23 protein-coding genes are annotated in these 25157 nt (G+C 68.4%); 16 read left to right on the plus strand and 7 right to left on the minus strand.

The window, feature by feature from the left end; all coding sequences use genetic code 11:
* Position 1 precedes the first annotated feature (1 nt).
* On the minus strand, positions 2 to 823 hold the full coding sequence (ppgK, locus tag BLP38_RS04125; RefSeq protein WP_091353312.1) for a polyphosphate--glucose phosphotransferase: 822 nt from the start codon (positions 821 to 823) through the stop codon (positions 2 to 4).
* 91 nt (positions 824 to 914) lie between these two features.
* Here ppgK and BLP38_RS04130 point away from each other — a divergent pair, with 91 nt between their 5' ends.
* The 7 genes from BLP38_RS04130 to BLP38_RS04160 all read left to right on the plus strand — a co-directional run bounded on the left by BLP38_RS04130 (position 915) and on the right by BLP38_RS04160 (position 8143).
* A complete protein-coding gene (locus BLP38_RS04130) occupies positions 915 to 1097 on the plus strand; it encodes a hypothetical protein (protein ID WP_091353315.1) in 183 nt (60 codons plus the stop codon).
* A 79-nt stretch (positions 1098 to 1176) separates the two neighbouring features.
* The gene (gene glnA, locus BLP38_RS04135) at positions 1177 to 2514 is read left to right on the plus strand and encodes a type I glutamate--ammonia ligase (protein ID WP_091353318.1); all 1338 of its coding nucleotides are present in this window, start codon (positions 1177 to 1179) and stop codon (positions 2512 to 2514) included.
* 4 nt (positions 2515 to 2518) lie between these two features.
* The gene (locus BLP38_RS04140; RefSeq protein ID WP_091353321.1) at positions 2519 to 5500 is read left to right on the plus strand and encodes a bifunctional [glutamine synthetase] adenylyltransferase/[glutamine synthetase]-adenylyl-L-tyrosine phosphorylase; all 2982 of its coding nucleotides are present in this window, start codon (positions 2519 to 2521) and stop codon (positions 5498 to 5500) included.
* 31 nt (positions 5501 to 5531) lie between these two features.
* The gene (locus tag BLP38_RS04145) at positions 5532 to 6440 is read left to right on the plus strand and encodes a DUF808 domain-containing protein (RefSeq protein WP_091353323.1); all 909 of its coding nucleotides are present in this window, start codon (positions 5532 to 5534) and stop codon (positions 6438 to 6440) included.
* Positions 6441 to 6521: 81 nt separating this feature from the next.
* Positions 6522 to 6788, plus strand: coding sequence for a hypothetical protein (locus tag BLP38_RS04150; protein WP_091353326.1), 267 nt, complete (start codon positions 6522 to 6524; stop codon positions 6786 to 6788).
* Entirely contained in the window at positions 6785 to 7711 is a 927-nt protein-coding gene (glsA, locus tag BLP38_RS04155) for a glutaminase A (RefSeq protein WP_091353328.1), read from the plus strand. The genes BLP38_RS04150 and glsA overlap by 4 nt, the downstream gene beginning before the upstream one ends.
* A gap of 72 nt (positions 7712 to 7783) precedes the next feature.
* Positions 7784 to 8143, plus strand: coding sequence for a GntR family transcriptional regulator (locus BLP38_RS04160; RefSeq protein WP_091353330.1), 360 nt, complete (start codon positions 7784 to 7786; stop codon positions 8141 to 8143).
* 84 nt (positions 8144 to 8227) lie between these two features.
* Here the strand turns inward: BLP38_RS04160 and glnA (BLP38_RS04165) are convergent, their stop codons facing one another.
* A complete protein-coding gene (gene glnA, locus BLP38_RS04165) occupies positions 8228 to 9652 on the minus strand; it encodes a type I glutamate--ammonia ligase (protein WP_018186667.1) in 1425 nt (474 codons plus the stop codon).
* Between the two features lie 131 nt (positions 9653 to 9783).
* Between glnA (BLP38_RS04165) and BLP38_RS04170 the strand changes: the two genes are divergently transcribed.
* Positions 9784 to 10212, plus strand: a complete 429-nt coding sequence (locus BLP38_RS04170) for an RDD family protein (protein WP_091353333.1) — start codon at positions 9784 to 9786, stop codon at positions 10210 to 10212.
* A 6-nt stretch (positions 10213 to 10218) separates the two neighbouring features.
* Here BLP38_RS04170 and BLP38_RS04175 read toward each other — a convergent pair whose 3' ends face one another.
* Positions 10219 to 10929, minus strand: coding sequence for a DUF4191 domain-containing protein (locus BLP38_RS04175; protein ID WP_091353335.1), 711 nt, complete (start codon positions 10927 to 10929; stop codon positions 10219 to 10221).
* A 116-nt stretch (positions 10930 to 11045) separates the two neighbouring features.
* Between BLP38_RS04175 and BLP38_RS14210 the strand changes: the two genes are divergently transcribed.
* On the plus strand, positions 11046 to 12347 hold the full coding sequence (locus tag BLP38_RS14210; protein ID WP_157681066.1) for a hypothetical protein: 1302 nt from the start codon (positions 11046 to 11048) through the stop codon (positions 12345 to 12347).
* A gap of 18 nt (positions 12348 to 12365) precedes the next feature.
* On the opposite strand, the gene sucB is transcribed toward BLP38_RS14210, so the two are convergent.
* The 3 genes from sucB to BLP38_RS04200 form a co-directional block, all read right to left on the minus strand.
* On the minus strand, positions 12366 to 14084 hold the full coding sequence (sucB, locus tag BLP38_RS04190; RefSeq protein WP_091353341.1) for a 2-oxoglutarate dehydrogenase, E2 component, dihydrolipoamide succinyltransferase: 1719 nt from the start codon (positions 14082 to 14084) through the stop codon (positions 12366 to 12368).
* Positions 14085 to 14147: 63 nt separating this feature from the next.
* Positions 14148 to 15518 (minus strand): dihydrolipoyl dehydrogenase, encoded by a 1371-nt coding sequence (gene lpdA / locus BLP38_RS04195; protein ID WP_091353343.1) that lies wholly within the window; start codon positions 15516 to 15518, stop codon positions 14148 to 14150.
* Positions 15515 to 16987, minus strand: a complete 1473-nt coding sequence (locus tag BLP38_RS04200; protein ID WP_091353346.1) for a leucyl aminopeptidase — start codon at positions 16985 to 16987, stop codon at positions 15515 to 15517. Before BLP38_RS04200 ends, lpdA begins: the two co-directional genes overlap by 4 nt.
* An 85-nt stretch (positions 16988 to 17072) precedes the next feature.
* Between BLP38_RS04200 and BLP38_RS04205 the strand changes: the two genes are divergently transcribed.
* The 5 genes from BLP38_RS04205 (at position 17073) to BLP38_RS04225 (ending at position 22326) form a co-directional block, all read left to right on the plus strand.
* On the plus strand, positions 17073 to 17999 hold the full coding sequence (locus tag BLP38_RS04205; RefSeq protein WP_091353351.1) for a proteasome assembly chaperone family protein: 927 nt from the start codon (positions 17073 to 17075) through the stop codon (positions 17997 to 17999).
* Positions 18000 to 18230: 231 nt separating this feature from the next.
* Positions 18231 to 19562: an RNA polymerase sigma factor gene (locus BLP38_RS04210; protein ID WP_091353354.1), complete on the plus strand. Its 1332-nt coding sequence runs from the start codon at positions 18231 to 18233 to the stop codon at positions 19560 to 19562.
* Complete coding sequence (locus tag BLP38_RS04215; RefSeq protein ID WP_091353357.1) at positions 19559 to 20263, plus strand: coenzyme F420-0:L-glutamate ligase; 705 nt, start codon at positions 19559 to 19561, stop codon at positions 20261 to 20263. Before BLP38_RS04210 ends, BLP38_RS04215 begins: the two co-directional genes overlap by 4 nt.
* 2 nt (positions 20264 to 20265) lie before the next feature.
* Positions 20266 to 21288 carry a sugar-transfer associated ATP-grasp domain-containing protein gene (locus tag BLP38_RS04220; protein ID WP_091353361.1) on the plus strand — a complete coding sequence of 341 codons (1023 nt, stop codon included), beginning with the start codon at positions 20266 to 20268 and terminating at the stop codon, positions 21286 to 21288.
* Positions 21289 to 21312: 24 nt separating this feature from the next.
* The gene (locus tag BLP38_RS04225) at positions 21313 to 22326 is read left to right on the plus strand and encodes a sugar-transfer associated ATP-grasp domain-containing protein (protein ID WP_091353364.1); all 1014 of its coding nucleotides are present in this window, start codon (positions 21313 to 21315) and stop codon (positions 22324 to 22326) included.
* Between the two features lie 68 nt (positions 22327 to 22394).
* Here the strand turns inward: BLP38_RS04225 and BLP38_RS04230 are convergent, their stop codons facing one another.
* On the minus strand, positions 22395 to 22616 hold the full coding sequence (locus BLP38_RS04230) for a DUF7455 domain-containing protein (protein ID WP_091353368.1): 222 nt from the start codon (positions 22614 to 22616) through the stop codon (positions 22395 to 22397).
* 193 nt (positions 22617 to 22809) lie between these two features.
* Here BLP38_RS04230 and BLP38_RS04235 point away from each other — a divergent pair, with 193 nt between their 5' ends.
* Positions 22810 to 24882, plus strand: a complete 2073-nt coding sequence (locus BLP38_RS04235) for a DNA gyrase/topoisomerase IV subunit B (RefSeq protein ID WP_091353371.1) — start codon at positions 22810 to 22812, stop codon at positions 24880 to 24882.
* 25 nt (positions 24883 to 24907) lie between these two features.
* Positions 24908 to 25156 (plus strand): DUF4287 domain-containing protein, encoded by a 249-nt coding sequence (locus BLP38_RS04240; RefSeq protein WP_091353374.1) that lies wholly within the window; start codon positions 24908 to 24910, stop codon positions 25154 to 25156.
* Position 25157: the final 1 nt, after the last annotated feature.

Genomic DNA, 25157 nt, shown 5'->3' on the forward strand with positions numbered 1-25157 from the left:
GTCAGCGCGCGGTGGTACCCGCGAGGTCCTCGCCCTCGTCGACCGACGCGCCGGAGTCGTCGCCGGCGAGCGCCAGCGCGGCCGCTCCGATGATGCCCGCATTGTTGCGGTGCACGGCGGGGACGATCTCGGTCTTCAGATCGAGCAGGGGCAGGAACTTGTCGGCGTGCTTGGAGACGCCGCCGCCCACGACGAACAGGTCGGGGGTGAAGAGGAACTCGAGGTGGCTGTAGTACTGCTGCAGGCGGTCGGCCCAGGCATCCCACTCCAGTTCTTCGCGCTCCATGGCCGAGTAGGCCGCGAAGTGCTCGAAGTCCTTCTTGTGACCGGGGCGGTGCAGGTGGCCGAGCTCCGTGTTCGGGACGAGCACGCCCTTGTAGATCATCGCCGTGCCGATGCCGGTGCCGAGCGTGGTCAGGAGCACGAGACCGTTGCGGTCCTTCGCGGCGCCGTACCGCATCTCGGCGACGCCGGCGACGTCCGCGTCGTTGGCGAAGTGGATCTGGCGTCCGAGGCCCTTCTCGAAGAACGCCTCGGCCTCGAAGTCGATCCAGGTGTCGGCGACGTTGGCGGCCGACAGGGTGCGGCCGTTCTTCACGATCGCGGGGAAGGCCACACCGAGCGGGACGTCGGCGTCGGTGACGTCGAGCTTCTCGAGCACCTCACGGACGGCCGTCAGCACGTCGTCCGGTTCGGCGCCCTTCGGTGTCGGAACCTTGATCCGATCGGTGAGGAGGGTTCCTTGCGAGAGGTCGACGAGGGCACCCTTGATGCCCGTCCCTCCGATGTCGATTCCGACGGCGGTGGTGGCGGTCCCAGTCATGCCTTCGAGCCTAGTGCGCTCCCGGCGGGCAGACCGTAGGCGTCCGGCCGCGGCATCCGTAGGATGAACGCCACGAGGCCGAGGAGGACCCATGAGCGACGCCGACAAGTACTGGTACAACCTGAAGACCGGCGAGGTCCAGCAGGGTTTCGAAGCCCCGTCCGTCGACCGTGCGGGCCCATTCGACACGGCTGAGGAGGCGTCGCGCGCGCCTGAGATCATGCGGGAGCGCTCGCGCGCATGGGCTGCAGAGGATGCCGCCGAAGACGACTGACCGGGGCGCCGCGTCGCGTCACTCGGCGGAGGCGTCGGACCGCTAGTCTGGCAGTCGGCTCGGCACCGGGAAGGATGCGATGGACAAGCAGCGTGACTTCGTTCTGAGGACGATCGAGGAACGGGGGGTCAAGTTCATCCGGTTGTGGTTCACGGATGTGACCGGAACCCTGAAATCGGTCGCGATCGCTCCCGCCGAGGTGGAGGGTGCGTTCGCCGAGGGCCTCGGCTTCGACGGCTCGGCGATCGAGGGTCTGACCCGGTCGTACGAGTCCGATCTCCTCGCGCACCCGGACCCGTCCACGTTCCAGACCCTGCCCTGGCGGGGTGAGATCGACCCGACGGCGCGCATGTTCTGCGACATCACGACGCCCGACGGACAGCCGGCCGTCGCCGATCCGCGCAACGTCCTGAAGCGCGCGCTCGCGAAGGCGGGCGATGCGGGCTTCACGTTCTACACGCATCCCGAGATCGAGTTCTACCTGCTGAAGTCGTCCTCCTTCGGTCCCGACGGGCCCGAGCCGGTCGACTCGGCGGGCTACTTCGACAACGTCCCGGGCGGGACGGCCCACGACTTCCGCCGCCGTTCCGTGCGGATGCTCGAGGACCTCGGCATCTCGGTCGAGTTCAGCCACCACGAGGGCGGCCCCGGACAGAACGAGATCGACCTGCGGTACGCCGACGCGCTCGCGACGGCCGACAACATCATGACCTTCCGCACCGTCGTCAAGGAGGTCGCGATCGAGCAGGGCGTCTACGCGACGTTCATGCCGAAGCCCCTCAGCGGCAAGCCGGGAAGCGGCATGCACACGCACATGTCCCTGTTCGAGGGCGACATGAACGCCTTCTACGAAGAGGGCGCGCAGTATCAGCTGTCGAAGACCGGCCGTCAGTTCATCGCCGGCCTCCTGCGTCACGCGAACGAGATCTCGGCCGTCACGAACCAGTTCGTGAACTCGTACAAGCGTCTCTGGGGCGGCGACGAAGCGCCGAGCTTCGTCTGCTGGGGTCACAACAACCGCTCCGCGCTCGTGCGCGTGCCGATGTACAAGCCCAACAAGGGTCAGTCCACGCGGGTCGAGTACCGCGCCCTGGACTCCGCAGCGAACCCCTATCTCGCCTACGCGCTCATGCTGGCCGCGGGCCTCAAGGGCATCGAAGAGGAGTACGAGCTCCCGCCCGAGGCCGAGGACAACGTCTGGTCGTTGACGGATGCCGAGCGCCGGGCCCTCGGCTACGGTCCGCTGCCGTCGAGCCTCGACCACGCCCTCGAATACATGGAGGAGTCCGAGCTCGTCGCCGAGACGCTGGGGGAGCAGGTCTTCAACTACGTGCTCCTGAACAAGCGTCGCGAGTGGCAGGAGTACCGGTCGCAGGTCACGCCCTTCGAACTGCAGAAGAACCTCGAGATGCTCTGAGGCGATGGCCTCCATCGAGCGACGGGCGGCGCTCACCGACCTGGCCCGTGCGGGCTTCTCCGATCTCGCGGCATCCTCCGATGCGCTGGATGAACTGAGTTCGCTCACCGGCATCGATCGGGCTGACCTCGTGGTCGCGGCGGGGCGGGCGGCCGATCCCGACGGTGCCGTTCAGTCCAGCGTCCGCATCGGGCGCCGCGACGCGGATGCGCTGACGCGCGTCCTGACGGAAGCGTCGGACGTCCTCTGGTCTCTCCTCGGAGCGTCGTCCGGTCTCGCGGACTTCTTCCTGCGCCACCCGGAGGAGCTCACGCACCTCGTCGGAGCCGGGCGGATGCTCCCATCGGCGACGGCGATGCGCGAGACCCTCCTCGAGGCCGTCGACGCGGATGCCGAGGGGTTCGCCGCGGCATCCGATGAGTCCGCGTGGGTCGCCCTGCGCGTCCGCTACCGCCGGATCGTCGCCCTGATCGCGGCCTACGACCTGTCGGCAGACGACGCGACCGAGGTGCTGCCCGACGTTGCGGCGGCTCTCGCGGACGCCGCCGGCGCCGCCCTCGACGCGTCGCTGTGCGCGGCACGGGCGAGGACCGTGTCGGGGATGTACCCGCGCGAGGAGGTCGCCGCGACGCGGCTGGCCGTCATCGCGATGGGCAAGACCGGTGCGCGCGAGCTGAACTACGTGAGCGACGTCGACGTCATCTTCGTCGCCGGCGTGCAGGAGGGGACCGACCTCACCGAAGGACGCGCCGTCGACATCGCGACCCGCCTCGCGACCCTCACGATGCGCGGCATCTCGGACGTCGAGATCGAACCACCGCTGTGGGAGGTCGACCCCAACCTGCGTCCCGAGGGCAAGCAGGGCGCTCTCGTCCGCACGCTCGATTCGCATCTGTCCTACTACGCGCGGTGGGCGAAGAGCTGGGAGTTCCAAGCGCTCCTCAAAGCGCGACCTCTCGCGGGCGACCTCGAACTGGGAGAGGCCTACTCCGTCGCCGTGCAGCCGCTGGTCTGGACCAGCAGCGCGCGTGAGAACTTCGTCGACAGCGTGCAGCGCATGCGGGAGCGCGTCACCGACCACATCCCGGCCGATGAGGTCGCACGCCAGCTCAAGCTCGGACCGGGCGGCATCCGCGACATCGAGTTCACCGTGCAATTGCTGCAACTCGTCCACGGCCTCGCCGATGAGGGCATCCGCCAGCAGAGCACCCTGAGGGCCCTCGTCGCCCTGGTCGGCGAGGGGTACATCGGTCGGACGGATGCCGCCGCCTTCGGCCAGCACTACCGCACGCTCCGTGTCATGGAGCACCGCCTGCAATTGCGTCGACTTCAGCGGACGCACCTGATGCCGACCTCCTCCGATGAGTTGCGCGTGCTCGCTCGAGCGACGGGACTGGCATCGGATGCCGCGGGCATCGGCGCGGTGTGGGAGCGCGTGAAGCTTCAGGTGCGCGAGATCCACATCCGCCTCTTCTACCGGCCGCTCCTGTCTGCGGTGGCTGCGCTGCCCGCCGACGAGCAGGGTGCGCTCTCCTCGGCTCAGGCGCACGACCGTCTGGCGGCGATCGGATTCCGCGACCCGGCGGGGACCCTCCGCCACATCGGTGCGCTCACCAGCGGTCTGAGCCGCAAGGCGACCATCCAGCGGCACCTCATGCCGGTCATGATCCGATGGTTCGCCGACGGCGTCGACCCGGACTACGGCATGGTCTCGTTCCGGCGCATCAGCGAGCGGCTCGGGGACACGCCGTGGTTCCTCCGCATGCTCCGCGACTCGTCGGGCGCGGCGGAGCGGCTGACGCACGTCCTGTCGGGCTCCCGATACGCTGCCGACCTCATGGAGTGGATCCCCGAGGCGGTGGCCTGGCTCGATTCGTCGGAGCAGCTGCGGCCGCGGTCGGGTTTCGCGCTGCAGCAGGAGGCCCGCGCGATCCAGGCTCGGCACGAGTCGATCAACGACGCCATGCGGTCGGTTCGCGCGCTCCGCCGCCGCGAGCTGCTGCGTCTCGCCCTGGGCGGGCTGCTCGGCGAGCTCACCATCGCCGAACTCGCGCAGGGGTTGACCTCGATCAGCGAGGTGACGATCCAGGCGACACTGCGGGCGGTCTGGCGCGAGGTCGTACCGCCCGAGGACGATGCGCTCGATTTCGCCGTGATCGCGATGGGCCGGTTCGGTGGCGCCGAACTCGGCTTCGGGTCGGACGCCGACGTCATGTTCGTCTACGACGCGAACGGCGTTCCGCCGCAACGAGCCCAGGAGCTCGCGCTGAAGATCGTGCAGGGCCTCCGGACGCACTCCGAGGACCAGCGGGCGCCGTTCGACCTCGATGCCGGACTCCGCCCTGAGGGGCGGAACGGGCCCATGGCTCGATCGATCGACTCGTACGCGGAGTACTACCGGCGGTGGTCGCTGTCCTGGGAAGCACAGGCGCTGCTGCGCGCCCGCGGTGTCGCAGGCAGCGTCCGGTTGATTGAGCGGTTCATGGCGCTGGCAGACGACCTTCGGTTCCCGCAGGATCCGGACGCGCAGGGATTGCGCGAGATCAAACGCATCAAGGCCCGCGTCGAGAACGAGCGGCTCCCGCAGGGTGTCGACCGATCGCGGCACCTGAAGCTCGGCCCCGGCGGCCTCAGCGATGTCGAGTGGCTCGTCCAGCTCCTGCAGCTGCAGCACGGCGCCGACATCGAGGGGCTCCGCACGACGTCGACGACGGCTGCGCTGGAGGCTGCGCAGGCAGCGGGCCTCATCCCGGATGACGCGGCCGAACGGCTGTCGGAGGCATGGTGGCTCGCGAGCCGACTCCGATCGGCGAACACCCTGTTGTCAGGCCAGACGAGCGATGTTCTGCCCAGTGACCGAGGCAGGCTCGACGGTATCGGCAGGCTTCTGGAGTACGAGCCCCGCTCCGCCACTCAGGTGGAGGAGGATTGGCTGCGGACGGCGCGTCGCGCACGACGTGCCTTCGAGAATCACTTCTACGGCTGATCGCCGAACCAGACCGAAAGGGTCACCACCTATGTCCGTTGGACTGCTGGCCGTCGTCGACGACATCCTGAGCGCCGCCCTCAAGGCATCCTCCAAGACGGCGGGCGTCGTGATCGACGACGCCGCGGTGACGCCCCAGTACGTGCAGGGCGTGACGCCTGCCCGCGAGCTCCCCATCGTCGGCAAGATCGCTCTGGGATCGCTCGTCAACAAGTTCCTCATCATCATCCCCATCGCGCTCGTGCTGACCGCGTTCGCCCCGTGGGTCCTCCCGTACCTCCTCATCATCGGTGGAGCGTTCCTCTGCTTCGAGGGTGCGGAGAAGGTCCTCGAATGGTTCGGGTTCCATCTGCACGCGGAGGAGGAGGCGGAGCGCGACGAGAAGAAGCTCGTCCTCGGCGCCGTGCGGACGGACTTGATCCTGTCCAGCGAGATCATGCTCATCGCCCTCGACAGCCTCGAGGAGGATCTGGGCGTGTGGCAGACGCTGGCCATCCTCGCCGTCATCGCCCTCATGATGACGCTCCTCGTGTACGGCGCCGTCGCCCTGCTCGTCAAGATCGACGACATCGGTCTGAAGATGGCGAAGAGCCCGGTCAAGCGCGTGCGTCACAACGGCGCTCGCATCGTCCGCTCGATGCCCGCCGTCTTCCGCGGCATCAGCATCCTCGGCACCGTCGCCATGCTGTGGGTCGGCGGCCACCTCGTGCTCGAGAACGTGGGGAAGGTCGGCTGGCACTGGACGACGGACCTGTTGCACGGTGTCGAGCATCTGCTCGAAGCCGCAGGTCCCGTCATCGTGTGGGTCGGCGAGACTCTCGTGTCGGCGGTCGCCGGACTGATCCTGGGGCTCGTGATCGTCGGTGTGATCATGCTCATCGGCCGCCTTCGGGGCGGGGACCGCGCGCACGGCGAGAAGGACTCGGCTGCCGCGCACTGAGACCGCTGGGGACGTCGGTCGCCGAGCCGCGGCACTGTCAAGGGGGCCGTCGGCGAACCGTCCCGCGCGTAGCGTCCGATCATGATGAGTCACCACGACAGCTCCGCCGACGAGCCGACCCCGGCCACCGATACCGCTCACTCGCAGAACGACCAGGTCGATCAGGACACCGCGTACAGTCCCGGGAGTGAGACCGAGACCCAGCAGAAGCAGGGTGAACACGTGTCCGACGAGGTAGCCGGCGATGTCGATGAGTCCCAGGTGCAGGTGGCGCCCGGGACGGGTGGGCCGGACGACGTGGGCGAGGTCGAGGTCGACCCGAAGGACATCAACCTCCCGGGCTTTTGAGCATCCCGTCGTCGGGCGACCTCGCGACCCTGGTGGCGAGGGTCAAGACGCACACCGGCGGGGAGGTGGATCGCAGCATTCCCGCGCTCGCGTCCGCCGATCCTGACCTGGTCGCCGTCGCGATCGTCGGCACGGACGGGGAGATCTCGGCATCCGAGGAGGCCGACGTTCGATTCAGCCTGCAGTCCGCCGTGAAGCCGTTTCTGTTCGCGCTCGCCCTCGCAGACACCGACGGGGCCGCGCTCGACCGTGTCGGGATCGAGCCGACCGGCGAGGCCTTCGATGCGATCAAGCTCGAGAGCGGCACGGGACGTCCGCCGAATCCGATGGTCAATGCGGGGGCGCTCCTGACGGCATCCCTGGTCGAGGGCGGGGATGTCGCTGCGCGCGACGAACGGATCCTCCGCGGGCTGTCGGCCTTCGCGGGCCGATCGCTCGACGTCGATGAGGAGATCGCGCGGGACGAGCATCTTCTCGGCGACCGGAACCACGCGCTCGCCCACCTGATGCGGTCGGAGGGCACGCTGAAGGTCACCGCCGATGACGCCGTCGCCGTCTACGCCCGCGCCTGCGCGGTTCTCGTCGACGCTCGGGCCTTGGCGGTCATGGGCGCCACGCTTGCGAACGGCGGCACCAATCCCGTGACGGGGGAGCGGGTGGTCCCCGAGGCGGTCGCACGCGACGTCGTGTCCGTCATGGCCACGTGCGGGGTTTACGACGGCTCCGGGCGATGGATGCGGAGCGTCGGCATTCCCGCGAAGTCCAGCGTGTCCGGGGCCCTGGTCATGTCGGTGCCGGGCGTCTTGGGCGCCGCGACGATCAGCCCGCCGCTCGATGAGCGGGGGACGAGCGTGCGTGGACACGCTGCGGCCGACATCCTCAGCGCAGAGCTCGGACTCCACGCCTTCGGTCGAGTGGGCTAGCAGGGTCGGCGAGACGCGGAAGCGCGACCTCTGTATCGATACGATGAGATGAGAGTCGAACGGAGGAGCGCGATGGAGCCGAACGTCAGGATCGAGCCCGCGTCACCGGTGCCGCCGTTCGAGCAGCTGCGCGCCCAGTTGCTGGACCGGATGCGGGAGGGCGAGCTGCCCGCGGGGACCCGGCTACCGACCGTACGGCACCTCGCTGCAGACCTCGGCATGGCGCCCGGTACCGTCGCGCGCGCCTACAAAGAGCTCGAGGCGGCCGGAGCGATCGAGACCCGCGGGCGCAACGGCACCGTCGTGGCGTGGTCTCCGGATGCCGGTGAGCGTCGCGTGCAGGAGCTCGCCGCGCAGCTCGTCGAGGTCTCGCGCGAGAGCGCCGTGCCCGCGGACCGGGTGCGGGCGATCATCGACGCCGCCCTCGCCTGAAGGACGGCGTCGCGCTTCCCGGCCGGAGGGATGCGGAAAGGCCCGCCGGCGCATGCCGACGGGCCCTTCGCGATGATCCGGTGATCAGACCCCGAAGTACAGCTCGTACTCGAACGGGTGCGGACGTGCCGCGATCGGCTTGATCTCGTTCTCGATCTTGTACTCGATCCACGTCTCGATGAGCTCGGGCGTGAACACGTTGCCGCGGGTGAGGAACTCGTGGTCGGCACGCAGAGCCTCGAGCGAGTCGAGGAGCGAGTTCGGCACCTGCGGGATGTTCTTCGCTTCCTCGGGGGGCAGCTCGTACAGGTCCTTGTCAACCGGCTCGTGCGGCTCGATGCGGTTGATGATGCCGTCGAGGCCGGCCATCATCTGCGCCGCGAAGGCGAGGTACGGGTTGCCGGAGGCGTCCGGAGCGCGGAACTCGATGCGCTTGGCCTTCGGGTTCGAACCGGTGATCGGGATGCGGATCGCAGCCGAACGGTTACCGGCCGAGTAGACCAGGTTGACGGGAGCCTCGTAGCCCTTGACCAGGCGCTTGTACGAGTTGATCGTCGGGTTGGTGAAGGCGAGGACCGCGGGAGCGTGCGCGAGCAGGCCGCCGATGTACCAGCGAGCGGTGTCCGAGAGCCCGCCGTAGCCCTTCTCATCGTAGAAGAGGGGCTTGCCGTCGAGCCACAGCGACTGATGCGTGTGCATTCCGGAGCCGTTGTCACCGAAGAGGGGCTTGGGCATGAAGGTCGCGACCTTGCCCCACTCCTCGCAGGTGTTCTTGACGATGTACTTGAACTTCAGGATGTCATCCGCCGAGTGCACCATCGTGTCGAAACGGTAGTTGATCTCCTGCTGGCCGCCCGTGCCCACCTCGTGGTGCGAGCGCTCGAGCACGAAGCCGGACTCGATCAGCTTGAGGGTGATGTCGTCGCGCAGGTCGGCCGTCTTGTCGACCGGGCTGACCGGGAAGTACCCACCCTTGTACGGGGTCTTGTTGGCGAGGTTGCCGCCCTCTTCGACGCGGCCGGTGTTCCAGGCGCCTTCCTCGGAGTCGACCGAGTAGAAGCTCGAGTTCTGCTTCACCTCGTAGCGCACGTCGTCGAAGATGTAGAACTCCGCCTCGGGAGCGAAGAACGCCGTGTCGGCGATCCCGGTCGAAGCGAGGTACTTCTCCGCCTTCTTGGCGACCTGGCGCGGGTCCTTGTGGTAGATCTCGCCCGTGCGCGGGTTGTAGATGTCGAAGATCATGACGAGCGTCTTCGCTTCGCGGAACTGGTCCAGGTAGGCCGTCGTGACATCCGGGATGAGCTGCATGTCGGACTCGTGGATGTTCGCGAAGCCGCGGATCGAGGAGCCGTCGAAGAGCTGGCCGACCGTGAAGAACTCCTCGTCAACGGTCGAGGCCGGGATGTTGAAGTGCTGCTGGACACCAGGGAGATCCGTGAAACGGATGTCGAGGAACTTGACGTCCTCGTCCTTGATGAACGCGAGCACCTCGGAAGAATCTTTGAACATGGAGTCTCCAAGATCGGGTGCGATGTCGACGCCCGTCGGATCAGGCGCCCCTCGAACCTATCGGGCAGCAGTTGCCCGGCAGTGTCTCCGATGTTTCGAGGATGTTACGTGGACGCGATTACGCTGATGGGGTGTCTTCGACCCTGCCCGACTATCCCGGCGAGCGGCTCGGCCGTCCCGCCACCGGCCGCGGCAGCATCGGCCGTCCCGGCCGCCGCATCGGCGCCCTCTTCATCGACTACGCCGCGGCCACGATCCTCGCCACGGCGTTCTTCGGATACGACCAGTTCGCGCTGCCCGAGAAAGCCGGATGGACCCTCTTCGCGCCGATGATCGTCTTCGCCGTCCTGCAGATCCTCTTCATCCCGACCATCGGCGGGAGCCCCGGGCACCGCATCCTCGGCATGCGGGTCGAACTGGCCCGCGGAGGCTGGCCTGGTCTGTGGCGCCCCATCGTGCGGACGGCGCTGCTCGTGCTCGTGCTGCCGGCGGTCATCTGGGACGCCGATCAGCGAGGTCTCCACGACAAGGTCGTGGGAACCGTCCTCGTCAGAGGCTGAGCGGGATCACCGCGGACGCTGAGCCCGCGCGCGCGCCGGGTCGATGCCCTTGGGGATCGGCAGCGACGTGACCGACTGCGACACCGAGTCGATCCGCTTGACGACGGCGGCGAGAGTGGCGCGATCGACGGTCTTGGGCAGCGACTTGATCGTCTTGCCGAGCTTCGAGATGTGGATGTCACCCTCTTCGTCGCCGACGTAGAGGACCTCGACGTTGATTCCGGATGCCACTCGCGACACCTTCTTGCGCTCATCGTTGATGAGTCGCGTCAGACGTCCGCGAGCACCCTCGCCGATGATGACGACGCCGCCGCGACCGACGGCGCGGTAGACGGCGTCCTGCGTGCGCGGGTTGACGCCGACGGGCATCTCCGACGTCACCCAGCTGCGGCCGAGACCGGTCGACAGCACGTGGCCCACGGCACCCGGCATCCCGTCGAGCTTCCGGTACATGACCCGAGTCGACAGTCGCGTCAGCAGGATCATGGCGAGCAGGACGCCCATGAGCACGCCGCTGACGCCCCACAGGATGATGCTCCAGAGCTGCACGGGCTGCACGAGGAACCCGATGCCGATGCCGATGCCGATACCGACGAGCACCGTGCCGGCCAATGCCCACGGCAGCCACCGGAACTCGTTCTTGGTGAACGTGTAGAGCGAGCGGATCTGCGAGAAGAATCCAGGGCGCTTCTCTGGTGCGGTACTGCGGGATGCCATGGGATCAGCCTACCTTCGCGGCTCGCAGACTTCTTCACACGGTTCGTCGGCTGCCGGCTGTCCACGACCCCCTCGCATCCCCGCCCTGGGGCGGCGACGACGCGCACCCTGAGGGGATGGATCCGCTCTCACTCGAGGTGCCCCCCGCGCTCCGCGAACTGACCACCGCCGAAGCCCCGTTCGCGGGTGTACTGCGCGGCGGGGCGACGCCGGCCGTCTGGGTCGGCGCGGAAGACTTCGGCACCTCGCCCGCCTGGGCGGCCGGCGGCACCGAGCACATCCTCGCGCCACTCGACTCCGCCGGTACGCCCGACGGATCCTGCGTCATCCTTCCTCACTGCCCCGTCACCCTCGACGAGGTCGTGCGGCACGGTGCTCCGTCCGACGGTGCACTCGTCACGGTCGCCATCAGCGCGTTGCGAGGCGCCGCCGAAGCCGATCGGCTGGGCGCGGAGACGGGACGCTGGTGGGTGACGGCCGAGGGGCGACCCGTCCTCGCCCTGACAGGCGCGCTGGCCTGGCGTCACGACACCGTAGCTCTGCTCCGGGAGGCGGTCGCCCGGCGCACTCCGGACTCGGGGGCCGCCGTTCTCGATGCTGCTCTCGAACGCGCCGCGGCCGCCATCGAAGAACCGCGTCGACTGCGTCGTGAGACGGAAGAGATCGAAAGCGCGCTGTTCGCGGCCGCGGAGCCCGAACCCCTTCCGACCGATCGTCAGGGGACCCCCGCCGGTCCACCTGAAAGGACGCGGGCGGGGGCGGCGCAGACACGGCCGACCGGGTTCGCGACGACCGTGCGCGACCTGCTCGGCCGTCTGGTGGACGTCGGCGTGGCGCACCGCGTGGCCACCGCACTGGGCGCGGTGGCCTCCGCGGCGCGACGCCCTCGTCGGCCGGACCGTGCGCGGCCCGAACCGCGCCCCCGGCGCCGACGCGTCGTGCTCGTCGCCGGTGCGGCCGCGACCGCGGTGATCCTCGGCGGCGCCCTCTGGCCGAGCGGGGAAGCTGAGAGCCCCGCTGCCGCCGATGCGCCCGGGTCCGAAGCGCCGGTCACCCCGCCGCGGAGCCCGTCTATGTCAGCACCACCTCAGACGGCGGAGGCGTCTCCTGTGACGGACCAGCGTCCGGTGAAGAGGGATTCCGGGCCTGAAGACATCGTCACCGCTGCGCGCGGTTTGATCGCAGAGATCGGGTCGTGCTCGGACGACGCCTGCCGTTCTCGGCTCTGGGAGGACCCGTCGGCGCCCGCAGCCTTGCCCTCCGCCGGAGGCGACTATGCGATCGAGGTCGTCGACGAGTACGGCGGTGCGGCCGCGGTGAAGATCGTCGGTGCGGAACGGACGCAGGTGCTCGTCATGGTCCGGGTGCAAGAGAAATGGCTGGCCCGCGAGGTGTACGACCTCGCGGACCAGCCATGACCGGTCCAGCTGTCAGGGTCAGGCGCCGAGCTGGCCCTCGAACTGCGCCGCTTCGAGGCGAGCCTTCATCGTGCTGAGGAACCGCGCGGCATCCGCACCGTCGACGACACGGTGGTCGTACGACAGGGCGAGGTAGACGTAGGAGCGGACGCTGATGGCGTCCTTCCCGTCGACCGACACGACGCCCGGGCGCTTGACGACGACGCCGGTTCCGAGGATCGCGGACTGCGGCAGGAACACGACGGGGGTGTCGAACAAGGCACCGCGCGAACCCGTGTTGGTCAGCGTGAAGGTGCCGCCGGCGAGCTCGTCGGGCTTCAGCTTGTTGTTGCGGGTGCGACCGGCGAGGTCGGCGATCTCATGAGCGATCTGAGCGATGTTCTTGTCGCCCGCGTCGCGCAGGACCGGCGTCAGGAGGCCACGCTCGGTGTCGACCGCGATCGAGAGGTTCTCGCTCGCCGGGTACACGATCTGGTCGCCGTCAACGGTCGAGTTGATGATCGGGAACGTCTTCAGAGCCTCGGCGGCGGCCAGTGCGAAGAACGGCAGGAACGACAGCTTGTCGCCCGTCTTCTCGAGGAACGACGCCTTCACGGAGTCGCGGTAGTTCGCGAGCTTCGTGACGTCGACCTCGACGACCGTGGTCAGCTGAGCGGTCTGCTGCATGGACTCGACGGCGCGGCTGGCGAGCACCTTGCGCAGACGCGACATCGGCTGCGTCGTGCCGCGCAGCGGCGACACCTCGACGGCAGCGGGTGCCGGCGTCGCCGCCGGAGCGGCGTCGGCCTTCGGAGCCTCGGCGGCCTTCAGGACGTCTTCCTTGCGGATGCGCCCGCCGACACCGCTGCCGGTGACCGTCGACAGGTCCACGCCGTGCTGCTGAGCGAGCTTCCGGACGAGCGGGGTGACGTAGGTCACGCCATCCTCGGCCGGGGCGGCCTGAGGCTCCTGAGCCTTCGACTCTTGGGCCTTGGGCGCTTCCGCCTCGGGCTCTGCAGCCTTGGGCTCTTCGGCCTTGGGTGCTTCGGCCTTGGGCTCTTCGGCCTTCGGGGCCTCGGGCTCGGCAGCCTTCTCCTCGGCGGGCGCGGCGGGGGCCGCCTCGGCCGGTGCAGCGGCGCCGGAGCCGACGCGAGCCAGCACGGCACCGACCTCGACGGTCTCGTCCTCCTGGACGAGGATCTCGGTCAGGGTTCCGGCAATCGGCGAGGGGATCTCGGTGTCGACCTTGTCGGTCGAGATCTCGAGGAGGGGCTCGTCGACGGCGACGTCATCGCCGACCTGCTTCAGCCAGCGGGTGACGGTGCCTTCGGTGACGCTCTCGCCGAGTTCGGGGAGGACGACGTCCTTCGCGTCACCGGACGAGGCGGGGGCGGAGGATGCCGGTGCGGACTCGGCCGGTGCCTCCTCCTGTGCGGGCGCCTCGGCGGCGGGCTCTTCGGCGGCCGGCTCCTCGGCGGGTGCCGACTCCTCGGCGGGTGCCGACTCAGCGGGAGTCGACGATCCGTCGCCGATCTTGGCCAGAACGGCACCGATCTCGACGGTCTCGTCCTCGTCCACGAGGATCTCCTCGATCACGCCGCTGACGGGCGAGGGGATTTCGGTGTCGACCTTGTCGGTCGAGATCTCGAGGAGACCTTCGTCGGCCTGGACCGAATCACCGACCTTCTTGAGCCAGCGGGTGACCGTTCCCTCAGTGACGCTCTCACCGAGCGCGGGGAGGACCACGGATGTGCTCATGACTGTGTCTCCTTCAAGAAAAAGCGATGTGCTCTCTAGCTTAGTGTCGCGAGTGCGACGGGGTCAGATGGTGTGGAGGGGCTTGCCCGCGAGAGCGAGGAACGCCTCGCCGAGGGCTTCGCTCTGGGTGGGGTGAGCGTGGACGAAGGGGGCGATGTCCTCGGGGTGCGCTTCCCATCCGATGGCGAGTTGCCCTTCGGTGATGAGTTCGCCCACGCGGTCGCCCACCAGATGGACGCCGACGACCGGCCCGTCCGTGATCCGGACGACCTTGGCGAACCCGGCGGTCCCGAGGATCTCGCTCTTCGCGTTGCCCGCGAGGTTGAACTCGAATGCGGTGACCCGGTCGCCGTGCGCAGCCCGCGCCTGCTCCTCCGTCAACCCCACCGAGGCGACCTCGGGATGCGAGTACGAGACACGCGGGATCGTCGATTCCGGCACCGGAACGGGTGAAAGCCCCGCGATCCGCTCCGCCACGAAGATGCCCTGCTGGAAGCTGCGGTGGGCGAGCTGCAGTCCGGGAACGATGTCGCCGACGGCCCAGACGTGGGGGACCGTGGTCCGGAGGTCGGCGTCGACGGTCACGAAGCCCCCATCGAGCGAGACTCCGGCCTCAGCCAGGCCGAGTCCGTCCGTGACGGGTCCGCGTCCCACGGCGACGAGGACGTTGTCCGCGTCGACGACCCGACCGTCCGAGAGTGTCACCGCGACGCCGTCCGCGCGCGCGGTCACGCCGTCGCACCGGGTCGACAGGGCGGTCTGGATGCCGCGCTTGCGATAGGCGCGCTCGAGAGCCTTGCTCGAGGCGGCCTCTTCCGCAGGCAGCAGACGGTCCAGTGCTTCGACGATGAGGACCTCGGCGCCGAGCGAACGCCACGCGCTGGCGAACTCGACGCCGATCACCCCGCCGCCGAGGATCACGACCGACGACGGCACCTCGTCGAGGGTGAGCGCCGTCTCGCTCGTGAGGACTCGTCCGCCGGGCTCGATCCCGGGGAGGGACCGCGTCCGCGAGCCCGTCGCCAGGATCACGTCCGCACCGGCGTACTCATCGTCGCCCACCACGATCGTCCGGTCGGCGGTCAGCCGTCCCTCGCCGGGCACGACGGTGATCCCGCGCGTCGACAGCAGGCTCTGCAGGCCTCGGTACTTCTTGGCGACGATGCCCTCGCGGTACGCGGTCATCCGCGACGTGTCGAAACCCGACAACGTTGCGTCGACACCCACGGACGCCGCTTCGCGCACGTGATCGGCGATCTCGGCCGTGTGCAGCAGCGCCTTCGTCGGCACGCAGCCTCGATGCAGGCAGGTCCCCCCGACCTTGTCCTTCTCGACGAGTGCCACGGTCTTGCCGAGCTCGCTGGCGCGGATCGCCGCTGCATACCCGCCGCTGCCGCCACCCAGGACGACCAGGTCGAACTCGTGACGGGTCATCGCGATTCCGCCTCGAGGAAGGCGAGGAGCGATCGCACCGTCGCCGCCGTCGGGCCCTTGTCCGTCGGACCGAAGGGTGACGCCTTGTTCTCACCGCTTCCGGCGATGTCGAGATGGACCCAGGGGATGCGGGGTGCGTCGGCATCCTCCGACATTCGTCCGACGAACCGCTGCAGGAAGAGCCCTGCGAACATCGTGCCTCCCGCAGGATCGCCGACCTTGGCGTTGCGCAGGTCGGCGATGGGGGAGTCGAGCTCGTCCTCCATGTGCTCGGGGAGAGGCAGCCGCCAGGCGGCCTCGCCGACGGAGCCGGCCGCCTCTAGGTAGCGCGCCACGGCGTCGTCGTCGCCCATGACGCCGGTGTGCCGGTTGCCGAGCGCCACGATGACGGCGCCCGTCAGAGTGGCGACATCGACGATGACGTCGGGCTGCGTTCGGCTCGCCGCGACGAGACCGTCAGCCATGACGAGGCGGCCCTCGGCATCCGTGTTGAGCACTTCGACGGTCGTCCCGTCGAGCATGCGGAGCACGTCGCCCGGGCGGGTCGCGCGTCCGGAGGGCATGTTGTCGGCGATGCAGAGCCAGGCGGTGACCCCGACGGGCAGCTCGCGCTGCGCGGCCGCCCGCACGACCGCGAGAGCCGTCGCCGCACCGGCCATGTCGAACTTCATGCCGACCATGGATGCCGGCGGCTTCAGCGACAGGCCGCCGGTGTCGAAGGTGATGCCCTTGCCGACGATCGCGACATGGCGGTCGGCGCCGGCGGGGGAGTAGGTCAGGCGGACGAGACGCGGCGGGCGGTCCGAGCCCTGACCGACCCCGAGGATGCCGCCGAAGCCCTGCGCGGCGAGCTCGGACTCGTCGAGGACCTCGACGTCGACGGGCAGCCCTGCGACGGCCTCGATCGCGCGCTCCGCGAGATCGGCCGGGCCGAGCCACTCGGCGGGGATGTTGACGAGGTCCTTCACGAGAGCGACGGCGGAACCGGTGATGTCGACGCCGCGCACATCGGCCGGGTCGACATCGGCGGCGAGGTGGAGGGTCACGTGAGCGGCGCGCGTCTTGCCGGGCTCACCCGACTTGTAGCCCTCGAAGCGATATCCGCCGAGGACGGCGCCCTCGGCAGCAGCACGCCAGTGATCCTCGGCGTGGGGAACGGCGACGGCGAGGCGCGCGAATCCGGTGGTCGTGCGGACCGCGGCGCCGACGGCATCCCGGATCGCATCGGCGGAGGGGGTCGCTCCGGTGCCGACGACGAAGAGGGGCAGATCGGTGGATGCCGGCGCGAAGACACGCACCGTGGTGCCGGCGGCGCCGGTGTACCCCACGCCTCGCAGCACGTCTTCTACGCCCGGCCAGTCTGCGAGGACCGTCGTCGCCTCATCGAGTGGCGGAAGAGCCAGGACGATCGCGTCGGCGCCGCCGTCGCGTGCAGGAGAGGTGGACACGGTCAGCTCGGGGTACGGCATGCCTCCATCCTATGGAGGGCGGCGTTCGCTCAGAGCGGGACGCCGGGCGCGCCGACCCCTTGGAGCCTGCTCCTACAGTGGAGACATGCCCCTGTCTGGTCCCCTGTACGAGCGCATAACGACCGCTCCGCCCGTCCCGGCGGGTCTGCCTCTGGTCGTCGCGTTGACCGGCTTCACCGATGCCGGATCCGCGGTGACGCGAGTCGTCGATCACCTGCACACCGAGCACGACCCGCAGCCGGTGGTCACCTTCAACCCGGATGTCCTCTTCGACTACCGCGCCCGTCGCCCGATCATCACGTTCGACGGCGACCACCTGACTGACTATCAGGCGCCCCGTCTCGACCTCGCCCTCGTGCACGACGCGTTGGGGCAGCCGTTCGTCCTGCTCTCCGGGTACGAGCCCGACTTCGCGTGGGAGGCGTTCGTCGACACCGTGGTGGGACTCGCCGAGGGACTCCAGGTCCGATCGGTGACGTGGTTCCACGCGATCCCGATGCCCGTCCCGCACACCCGGCCGCTCGGAACGACGGTGAGCGGCAACCGGAGCGATCTGACCGAAGCCCACTCGGTGTGGAAGCCGCGCACGCAGGTGCCGTCGACCGCCGGGCACCTCCTCGAATACCGCCTGTCGGATGCCGGGATGTCGGTGTCGGGCTTCGCGCTCCTCATTCCGCACTATTTGGCGGAGACCGATTTCCCCGCTGCGGCCATCGCCGCCCTCGACAGCGTCTCGATCGCCACGGGCCTCGTCTTCGACAGCGACACGCTGCGCGACGAGAACCGCGAGTATCTCGAGAAGGTCGAGGACCAGGTGTCGTCGAGCGATGAGCTGACCACCATGCTGCACAACCTCGAGACGCGCTACGACGCGTACATGGCAGGCGCGACGCAAGCGCAGCCCATCATCCACACCGGCGACCTCCCCTCCGCCGACGAGCTGGCCGCGGAACTCGAGCGCTTCCTGGCTAACCGGCCGTCGGACGACGATCGTCGTCCCGGACTCGGCTGAGGCGCCTGCCCCCTCTCGTCCCTCGCCCGCGATCGTCGTCTCGCGGGAATGCCCATACGGTTTTCGGTGTTGACACCGGTGCGTCCTTCATGCATCCCACACCTGTGAGAGAATGGACGAAATGACCCGTTGTCCGGTCCGAAGGAACGTCGTTGTGCGTGTCCACGGGACTTGACAAGGGTCTTACTAGTGTCCGAAACCCGGCGGAGTGCCGTCGGTGAAAGGCGAGACGTGACTTCGAGCACGAGGACCACCCGTACACGAGCGGCAGAAGCGGTCGACGAAGCTGACGTCGTCGAGCCTGTTGAGACCGAGGCACCTGCCAAGAAGGCTCCGGCGAAGAAGGCCGCAGCGAAGAAGGCCCCCGCGAAGAAGCCGGCTGCGACGAAGGCGTCCCCGGCGAAGACCCGCGCGAAGAAGTCCGCTGATGAGGACGACGACGAGGACGGCGAGTCGGAGGAGGTCGAGCTCGACGCGACCGATGAGGCACCGGAGGACGACGCCAAGAAGGACGCCGACAAGGCCGAAGGCGACGACGAGGACGAGCCGACCAAGCCGGCGTTCACCGAGCCGCTTCCGACGGGCGCGATCGTCATCTCGTCGTCGGACGACGACGAGGTCCCGGTCTACTCGACGCAGATCACCGGCGCGACCGCCGACCCGGTCAAGGACTACCTGAAGCAGATCGGCAAGGTCCCGCTCCTCAACGCCGCCGAAGAGGTCGAGCTGGCGATGCGCATCGAGGCCGGCCTGTTCGCCGAGGAGAAGCTCTCCCACATGACGGCGGCCGAGAAGTCGGCGCAGCTCGGTCTCGACCTGCAGTGGGTCGCACGTGACGGACAGCGTGCGAAGAGCCACCTGCTCGGCGCCAACCTCCGCCTCGTGGTCTCGCTCGCCAAGCGCTACACCGGCCGCGGCATGCAGTTCCTGGATCTCATCCAGGAGGGCAACCTCGGTCTCATCCGCGCCGTGGAGAAGTTCGATTACACGAAGGGCTTCAAGTTCTCGACCTACGCGACGTGGTGGATCCGTCAGGCCATCACGCGCGCCATGGCCGACCAGGCACGGACGATCCGCATCCCGGTCCACATGGTCGAGGTCATCAACAAGCTCGCCCGCGTGCAGCGTCAGATGCTCCAGGACCTGGGCCGTGAGCCCACGCCCGAGGAGCTCAGCCGCGAGCTCGACATGACCCCCGAGAAGGTCATCGAGGTGCAGAAGTACGGTCGCGAGCCGATCTCGCTCCACACCCCCCTGGGTGAGGACGGCGACAGCGAGTTCGGCGACCTCATCGAGGACACCGAGGCGGTCGTCCCCGCCGACGCCGTCGGCTTCACGATGCTGCAGCGGCAGCTGGAATCCCTCCTCGACTCGCTGAGCGAGCGCGAGGCGGGCGTGATCCGGATGCGCTTCGGCCTCGGCGACGGTCAGCCCAAGACGCTCGACCAGATCGGCGACACGTTCGGCGTGACGCGTGAGCGGATCCGTCAGATCGAGTCCAAGACGATGGCGAAGCTGCGGCACCCGTCGCGGTCGCAGTCGCTCCGGGACTACCTCGAATGAGCGACGCCGCGAACGAGGGCAAGGAGCTCACGCGAGCGGTCGACGGCGCGACGTACGCCCGGATCCCCATCCGGACGCACGTAGTCATGCCGGGCGAGGACATCGACGAGATCGTCGCAACCTACGCCGCTCCGGAGCTCCAGCCCGGCGACCTGCTCTTCGTGACCGAGAAGATCGTCGCGATCACTCAGGGGCGCTCGTACCTCGTCGAGGACATCACGCCCAGGCCGCTCGCACGGTTCCTGTCGCGCTACGTCGTGAAGACGAAGTACGGCATCGGCCTCGGCATGCCCGAGACGATGGAGATGGCGCTGCGCGAGTGCGGGACGCCTCGGATCGTGTTCGCGGCCGGTGTCGCAGCTGTGACGAAGCTCTTCGGACGCCGTGGTGACTTCTACCGGATCGCCGGCGACAAGGCGCGCTCCATCGATGGGCCCACGCCGCACACGATCCCGCCGTACAACAAGGCGGTCGTGCTCGGTCCGAAGGATCCGGCTGCCGTGGCGGCGCGACTGAAGACCCGTCTCGGTGGGTCCTACGAGGTCGCCGTCGTCGACATCAACGACATCGGCGGCAACATCCTCGGGTCGACGCTCGACAAGGCGGGGGAGCAGCGGCTCGTCCGCATCCTCTCGGACAATCCGCTCGGTCAGGGACACCAGTCCACGCCGCTCGGCATCATCCGTTCCACGAAGGCCTGATCATGGGTGCCGTGAACAGGCTCTATCGTCGCGGACGCTTCTTCGTGAAGCGCGTCGTCAACTTCGACACCGATCGGGTGCTCCAGTTCGCCCGCCAGTCCGCGCGGCTCTCGAAGGCTCCGCTGTGGTGGGTCGTGGCCGACATGGCGTGGTGCTCGGTGCGCTACGAGACCACGTTCGAGAACTACTCGGAGTGGGACTTCCGCATCCTCAAGGGGCGCGAGCGCAAGACGTACATGACCGACCCGAAGTCGTTCCACCTGTCGCGACGCCTCAACGACAACGCGCAGCGCGCCGTCTTCGACGACAAGCTCCAGTTCGCGACGCGGTTCGGTCCGGAGCTCGGCCGCGAGTGGATCGATCTCGACGAAACGGATGCCGCGACGTTCGCCGATTTCGTGGGCCGGCATCCGCGCATCATCGCGAAGAACCCCGGTGGCGTCGGAGGTAACGGCATCACGCTGATCGAGTCCGCCGAGATCGGCGACACCGCCGCGTTCCGCGAGCAGCTTCTGTCGGACCGGCAGAACCTGGTCGAAGAGGTGCTGGTCCAGCACCCCGACATGGCTGCGCTCTACCCGGGCAGCGTCAACTCGCTCCGGATGGTATCGTACCTCGACCCCGACGGCGAGGTGCATGTGCTCGCGGGCGTCCTGAAGATCGGCAACGGCGGCGTCATCGACAACTTCAGCAACGGCGGCATGTACACGATGCTCGACGACAGCGGCCGCGCACTCCACGCCGCCAGCGATGAGGAGGGGCGCCCGTTCGCGGAGCACCCCGCCACCGGCACGCCCATCACGGGCTTCCAGGTCCCCCTGTACGACGAGGTCCTGGCACTGGTGGACCGGCTTGCGCGACGCGTGCCCGCGTTCCCGTACATCGGGTGGGACATCGCCATCACGCCCGAGGGTCCGGTCGTCATCGAGGGCAACCACAACTCGGGTGTGTTCCAGTCGAAGCCGTCCGTCTCCGGCATCCGCCGTGGCCTGCTGCCTCGGTACCGCGCCGCGATGCGTTTCTGACCGACCCGAACCGAAGGGACCGCCATGCGCCGCATCCGCGTCCGCCTGCAGTACCTGATCCGACGCGCGCGGAAGATCCGACCGGGCAACCTCGTCGAGTTCGCGCGCACCGTGCAGCGCGTGTCGAAGGCGCCCCTGCCGGTGATCATCGCCGACATGCTGTGGTGCTCGGTGCGCTACGACATGGCCTTCCGCGACTACGCCGTCTGGGACATCCGCCTGCTGAACGCGCAGGAGCGGAAGACGTGGATGACGCACCCCAAGTCGTTCCGGATCACGAAGATGTACAACACGCCCGAGGGGCGTTCGAAGCTCGAGGACAAGCGTCGTTTCGCCCGGGAGTACGCAGATCTCCTCGGCCGCGAGACGATCGACCTCCGCGACGTCGACGACACCCAGTTGGCCGCTTTCCTCGCTCGCCATCCGCGCGTCCTCGCGAAGCCGAACGAGGGGCACGGCGGCGGCGGGATCGATTTGCACGCAGTCGCCCCCGACGTCGACGCAGCACGCTTCCGCGCCGAGGTCACAGCCAAGGGGCAGACCGTCCTCGACGAGTTCATCGTCCAGCACCCCGAGATGTCGGCGCTCTACCCGGACGCCGTCAACACGGTCCGCCTCATCACGTTCCTCGACGGGGAGGATCGCGTCCACCTGCTGGCCGCGGTGCTCCGCATCGGCAACGGGGACGTGATCGACAACTTCGCCTCGGGCGGGATGTTCACGATGCTCGACGACGACGGGATCGCCATGTATCCGGGAGTCGACAAGAACAGCAACGTCTACCGTGAGCACCCGGTGACCGGGACGCCGATCGTCGGATTCCAGGTGCCCGAGTACGGCCGCGTCCTCGACCTCGTCGCCGCGCTCGCACGCCGCACGCCCGAAGCGCCGTACGTGGGGTGGGACATCGCGATCACCCCGGCCGGCCCGGTCGTCATCGAGGGGAACCACAACTCGAGCGTCTTCCAGCCGAAGCCCTCGGCCTCGGGTGTCCGCACCGGCCTGTTGCCTGTCTACCAGGCGGCCGTCGGGTTCTGACTCGAGCTCTCACGCGAAAGCCCCCTGCATGATGCAGGGGGCTTTCGTCGGGATCGGGATGCCGCGGCTCAGACCGCCTCGGTCAGGCGAGCGGTCTCGTCGTGCCACGAGGTGGCGACGGCGCGCAGCTTCTCTTCGTACTTGCGGCCGTGGTGGGCGCAGAACAGGAGCTCGCTCCCGTTGACCTCGGCGGCGATGTAGGCCTGGGCTCCGCAGGAGTCGCAGCGATCCATCGCCGTCAGGCGGTGTTCGAGGACGGCTCCGGGCTCGGTGGTGGTCGACGTGCTCATGTCAGGTGCCTCCTCGTACTGCTCATGACGGGTGAACTGTCATGTCATACAACCACGCGGATGTTGTGGGTATGCCGCCATTGCATGACATTTCGCTCCGGGCGTACGGTATGTGCCCGCCGCGTCCGCGTCGGCTCCCGTGCTCGTGTGTCGGTCAGGCGACTGTCGGTCGTGCCGAATACGATGGGAGATCGTGACCGCCGAGTATTCCGCCCATCATCTCCAGGTCCTGGAAGGGCTCGAAGCCGTGCGCAAGCGGCCGGGCATGTACATCGGCTCGACGGACTCGCGCGGTCTCATGCACTGCCTCTGGGAGATCATCGACAACTCCGTCGACGAGGCGCTCGGTGGGCACGGCGACCGGATCGAGATCCTGCTCTACGCCGACGGCAGCGTCGAGGTCCGCGACCGGGCCCGCGGCATCCCGGTCGACATCGAACCCCGCACCGGACTGTCGGGCGTGGAGGTCGTCTTCACCAAGCTCCACGCGGGAGGCAAGTTCGGCGGCGGGTCCTACGCGGCATCCGGTGGTCTCCACGGTGTCGGCGCGTCCGTCGTGAACGCGTTGTCTGAGCGGCTCGACGTCGAGGTCGACCGGGGCGGCAAGACGTATGCCATGTCGTTCCATCGCGGAGAACCCGGACTGTTCGACGGCGACGGTCCGGCATCGCCGTTCCGTCCCTTCGAGAAGTCCAGCGAGCTCAGAGTCGTCGGCAAGGCGCCTCGCGGTGTCACCGGAAGCCGCATCCGCTACTGGGCGGACCGGCAGATCTTCACGAAGGATGCCGCTTTCGATCTGAGCGAGCTCGAGCAGCGCGCGCGGCAGACCGCGTTCCTCGTCCCCGGTCTCGAGATCGTCATCGTCGACCGCCGGACCGACGAGGAGATCGAAACGAGCTTCCGCTACGACGGCGGCATCTCGGAATTCGCGGACTTCCTCGCACCGGACGCGCCCATCACGGACACCTGGCGGCTGTCCGGAACGGGCACCTTCACGGAGACGGTCCCCGTCCTGCAGCCCTCCGGCGCCATGGTGCCCACCGAGGTGGAGCGCGAGTGCGAGGTCGACATCGCCCTCCGGTGGGGCACGGGGTATGAGACGGTCGCCCGTTCGTTCGTCAACATCATCGCGACGCCCAAGGGCGGCACGCACCAGCAGGGCTTCGAGCAGGGGCTCATGAAAACCCTTCGGGGTCAGATCGAGTCGAACGCGCGCAAGCTCAAGGTCGGGGCGAACGAGAAGATCGAGAAGGACGACATCCTCGCCGGTCTGTCGACCGTGCTCACGGTGCGCCTGCCCGAACCGCAGTTCGAGGGGCAGACGAAGGAGATCCTCGGCACTCCGGCGGTCCGCAACATCGTGGCATCCGTCGTCTCGAAAGAGCTCGCCGCGAAGTTCGCCTCGCCGAAACGCGACGACAAGGCGCAGACCGCGCTCCTGCTCGAGAAGGTCGTCTCGGAGATGAAGGCGCGCATCTCCGCGCGCACCCACAAAGAGACGCAGCGCCGCAAGAACGCGCTCGAGTCGTCGTCGCTGCCGACGAAGCTCGCCGACTGCCGCACGAACGACGTGGCCGAGTCCGAACTGTTCATCGTCGAGGGCGACTCGGCGCTCGGCACCGCGAAGCTCGCGCGCAACAGCGAGTACCAGGCGCTCCTGCCGATCCGCGGCAAGATCCTCAACGTGCAGAAGGCCTCGATCAGCGACATGCTGTCGAACGCGGAGTGCGCCGCGATCATCCAGGTGATCGGAGCGGGGTCGGGAAGGTCTTTCGACCTCGAAGCCGCTCGCTACGGCAAGATCATCCTGATGAGCGACGCCGATGTCGACGGCGCTCACATTCGCACGCTGCTGCTGACGCTGTTCTTCCGCTACATGCGTCCGCTGATTGAAGAGGGCCACGTCTACGCTGCCGTCCCGCCGCTGCACCGCGTCGTGGTCATGAATCCCGGCACGAAGCCGAACGAGACGATCTACACCTACAGCGAGCAGGAGCTGCACACGCTGCTCGCGAAGCTGACGAAGTCCGGTAAGCGCTGGCAGGAGCCGGTCCAGCGGTACAAGGGTCTCGGCGAGATGGATGCCGACCAGCTCGCCACCACGACGATGGACCGCGCGGGCCGGACGCTCCGCCGGGTCCGCGTGCAGGACGCCGAGGTCGCATCGACGGTGTTCGAGCTGCTGATGGGCTCCGAGGTCGCGCCGCGTCGCGACTTCATCGTCACCTCGAGCGAACGCCTCGATCGCGAGCGCATCGACGCCTGACGCCCGCGGCGCTAGCGTGACGGGTATGGAAGCCCATCGTGTCGTTGCGCCGGTCATCGCCCCGGGGGAGAAGCCGAAAGGCCCTGCCTCGTACTTTCCAAGCATCGAGAAGACCTACGGACAGCCGGTGCAGCGCTGGCTCGACATCGCCGCGGACAGCCTCGACACCCGCACGCACATGGAGACGGTGGCCGTCCTGAAGAACGAGCACGGTCTCGGGCACGGACACGCCAATGCCATCGTCGCCTACGTGAAGGCGAAGCTCGCCGGCTGAG

This window comes from Microbacterium sp. LKL04 (genome assembly GCF_900102005.1).
Lineage (GTDB): Bacteria > Actinomycetota > Actinomycetes > Actinomycetales > Microbacteriaceae > Microbacterium.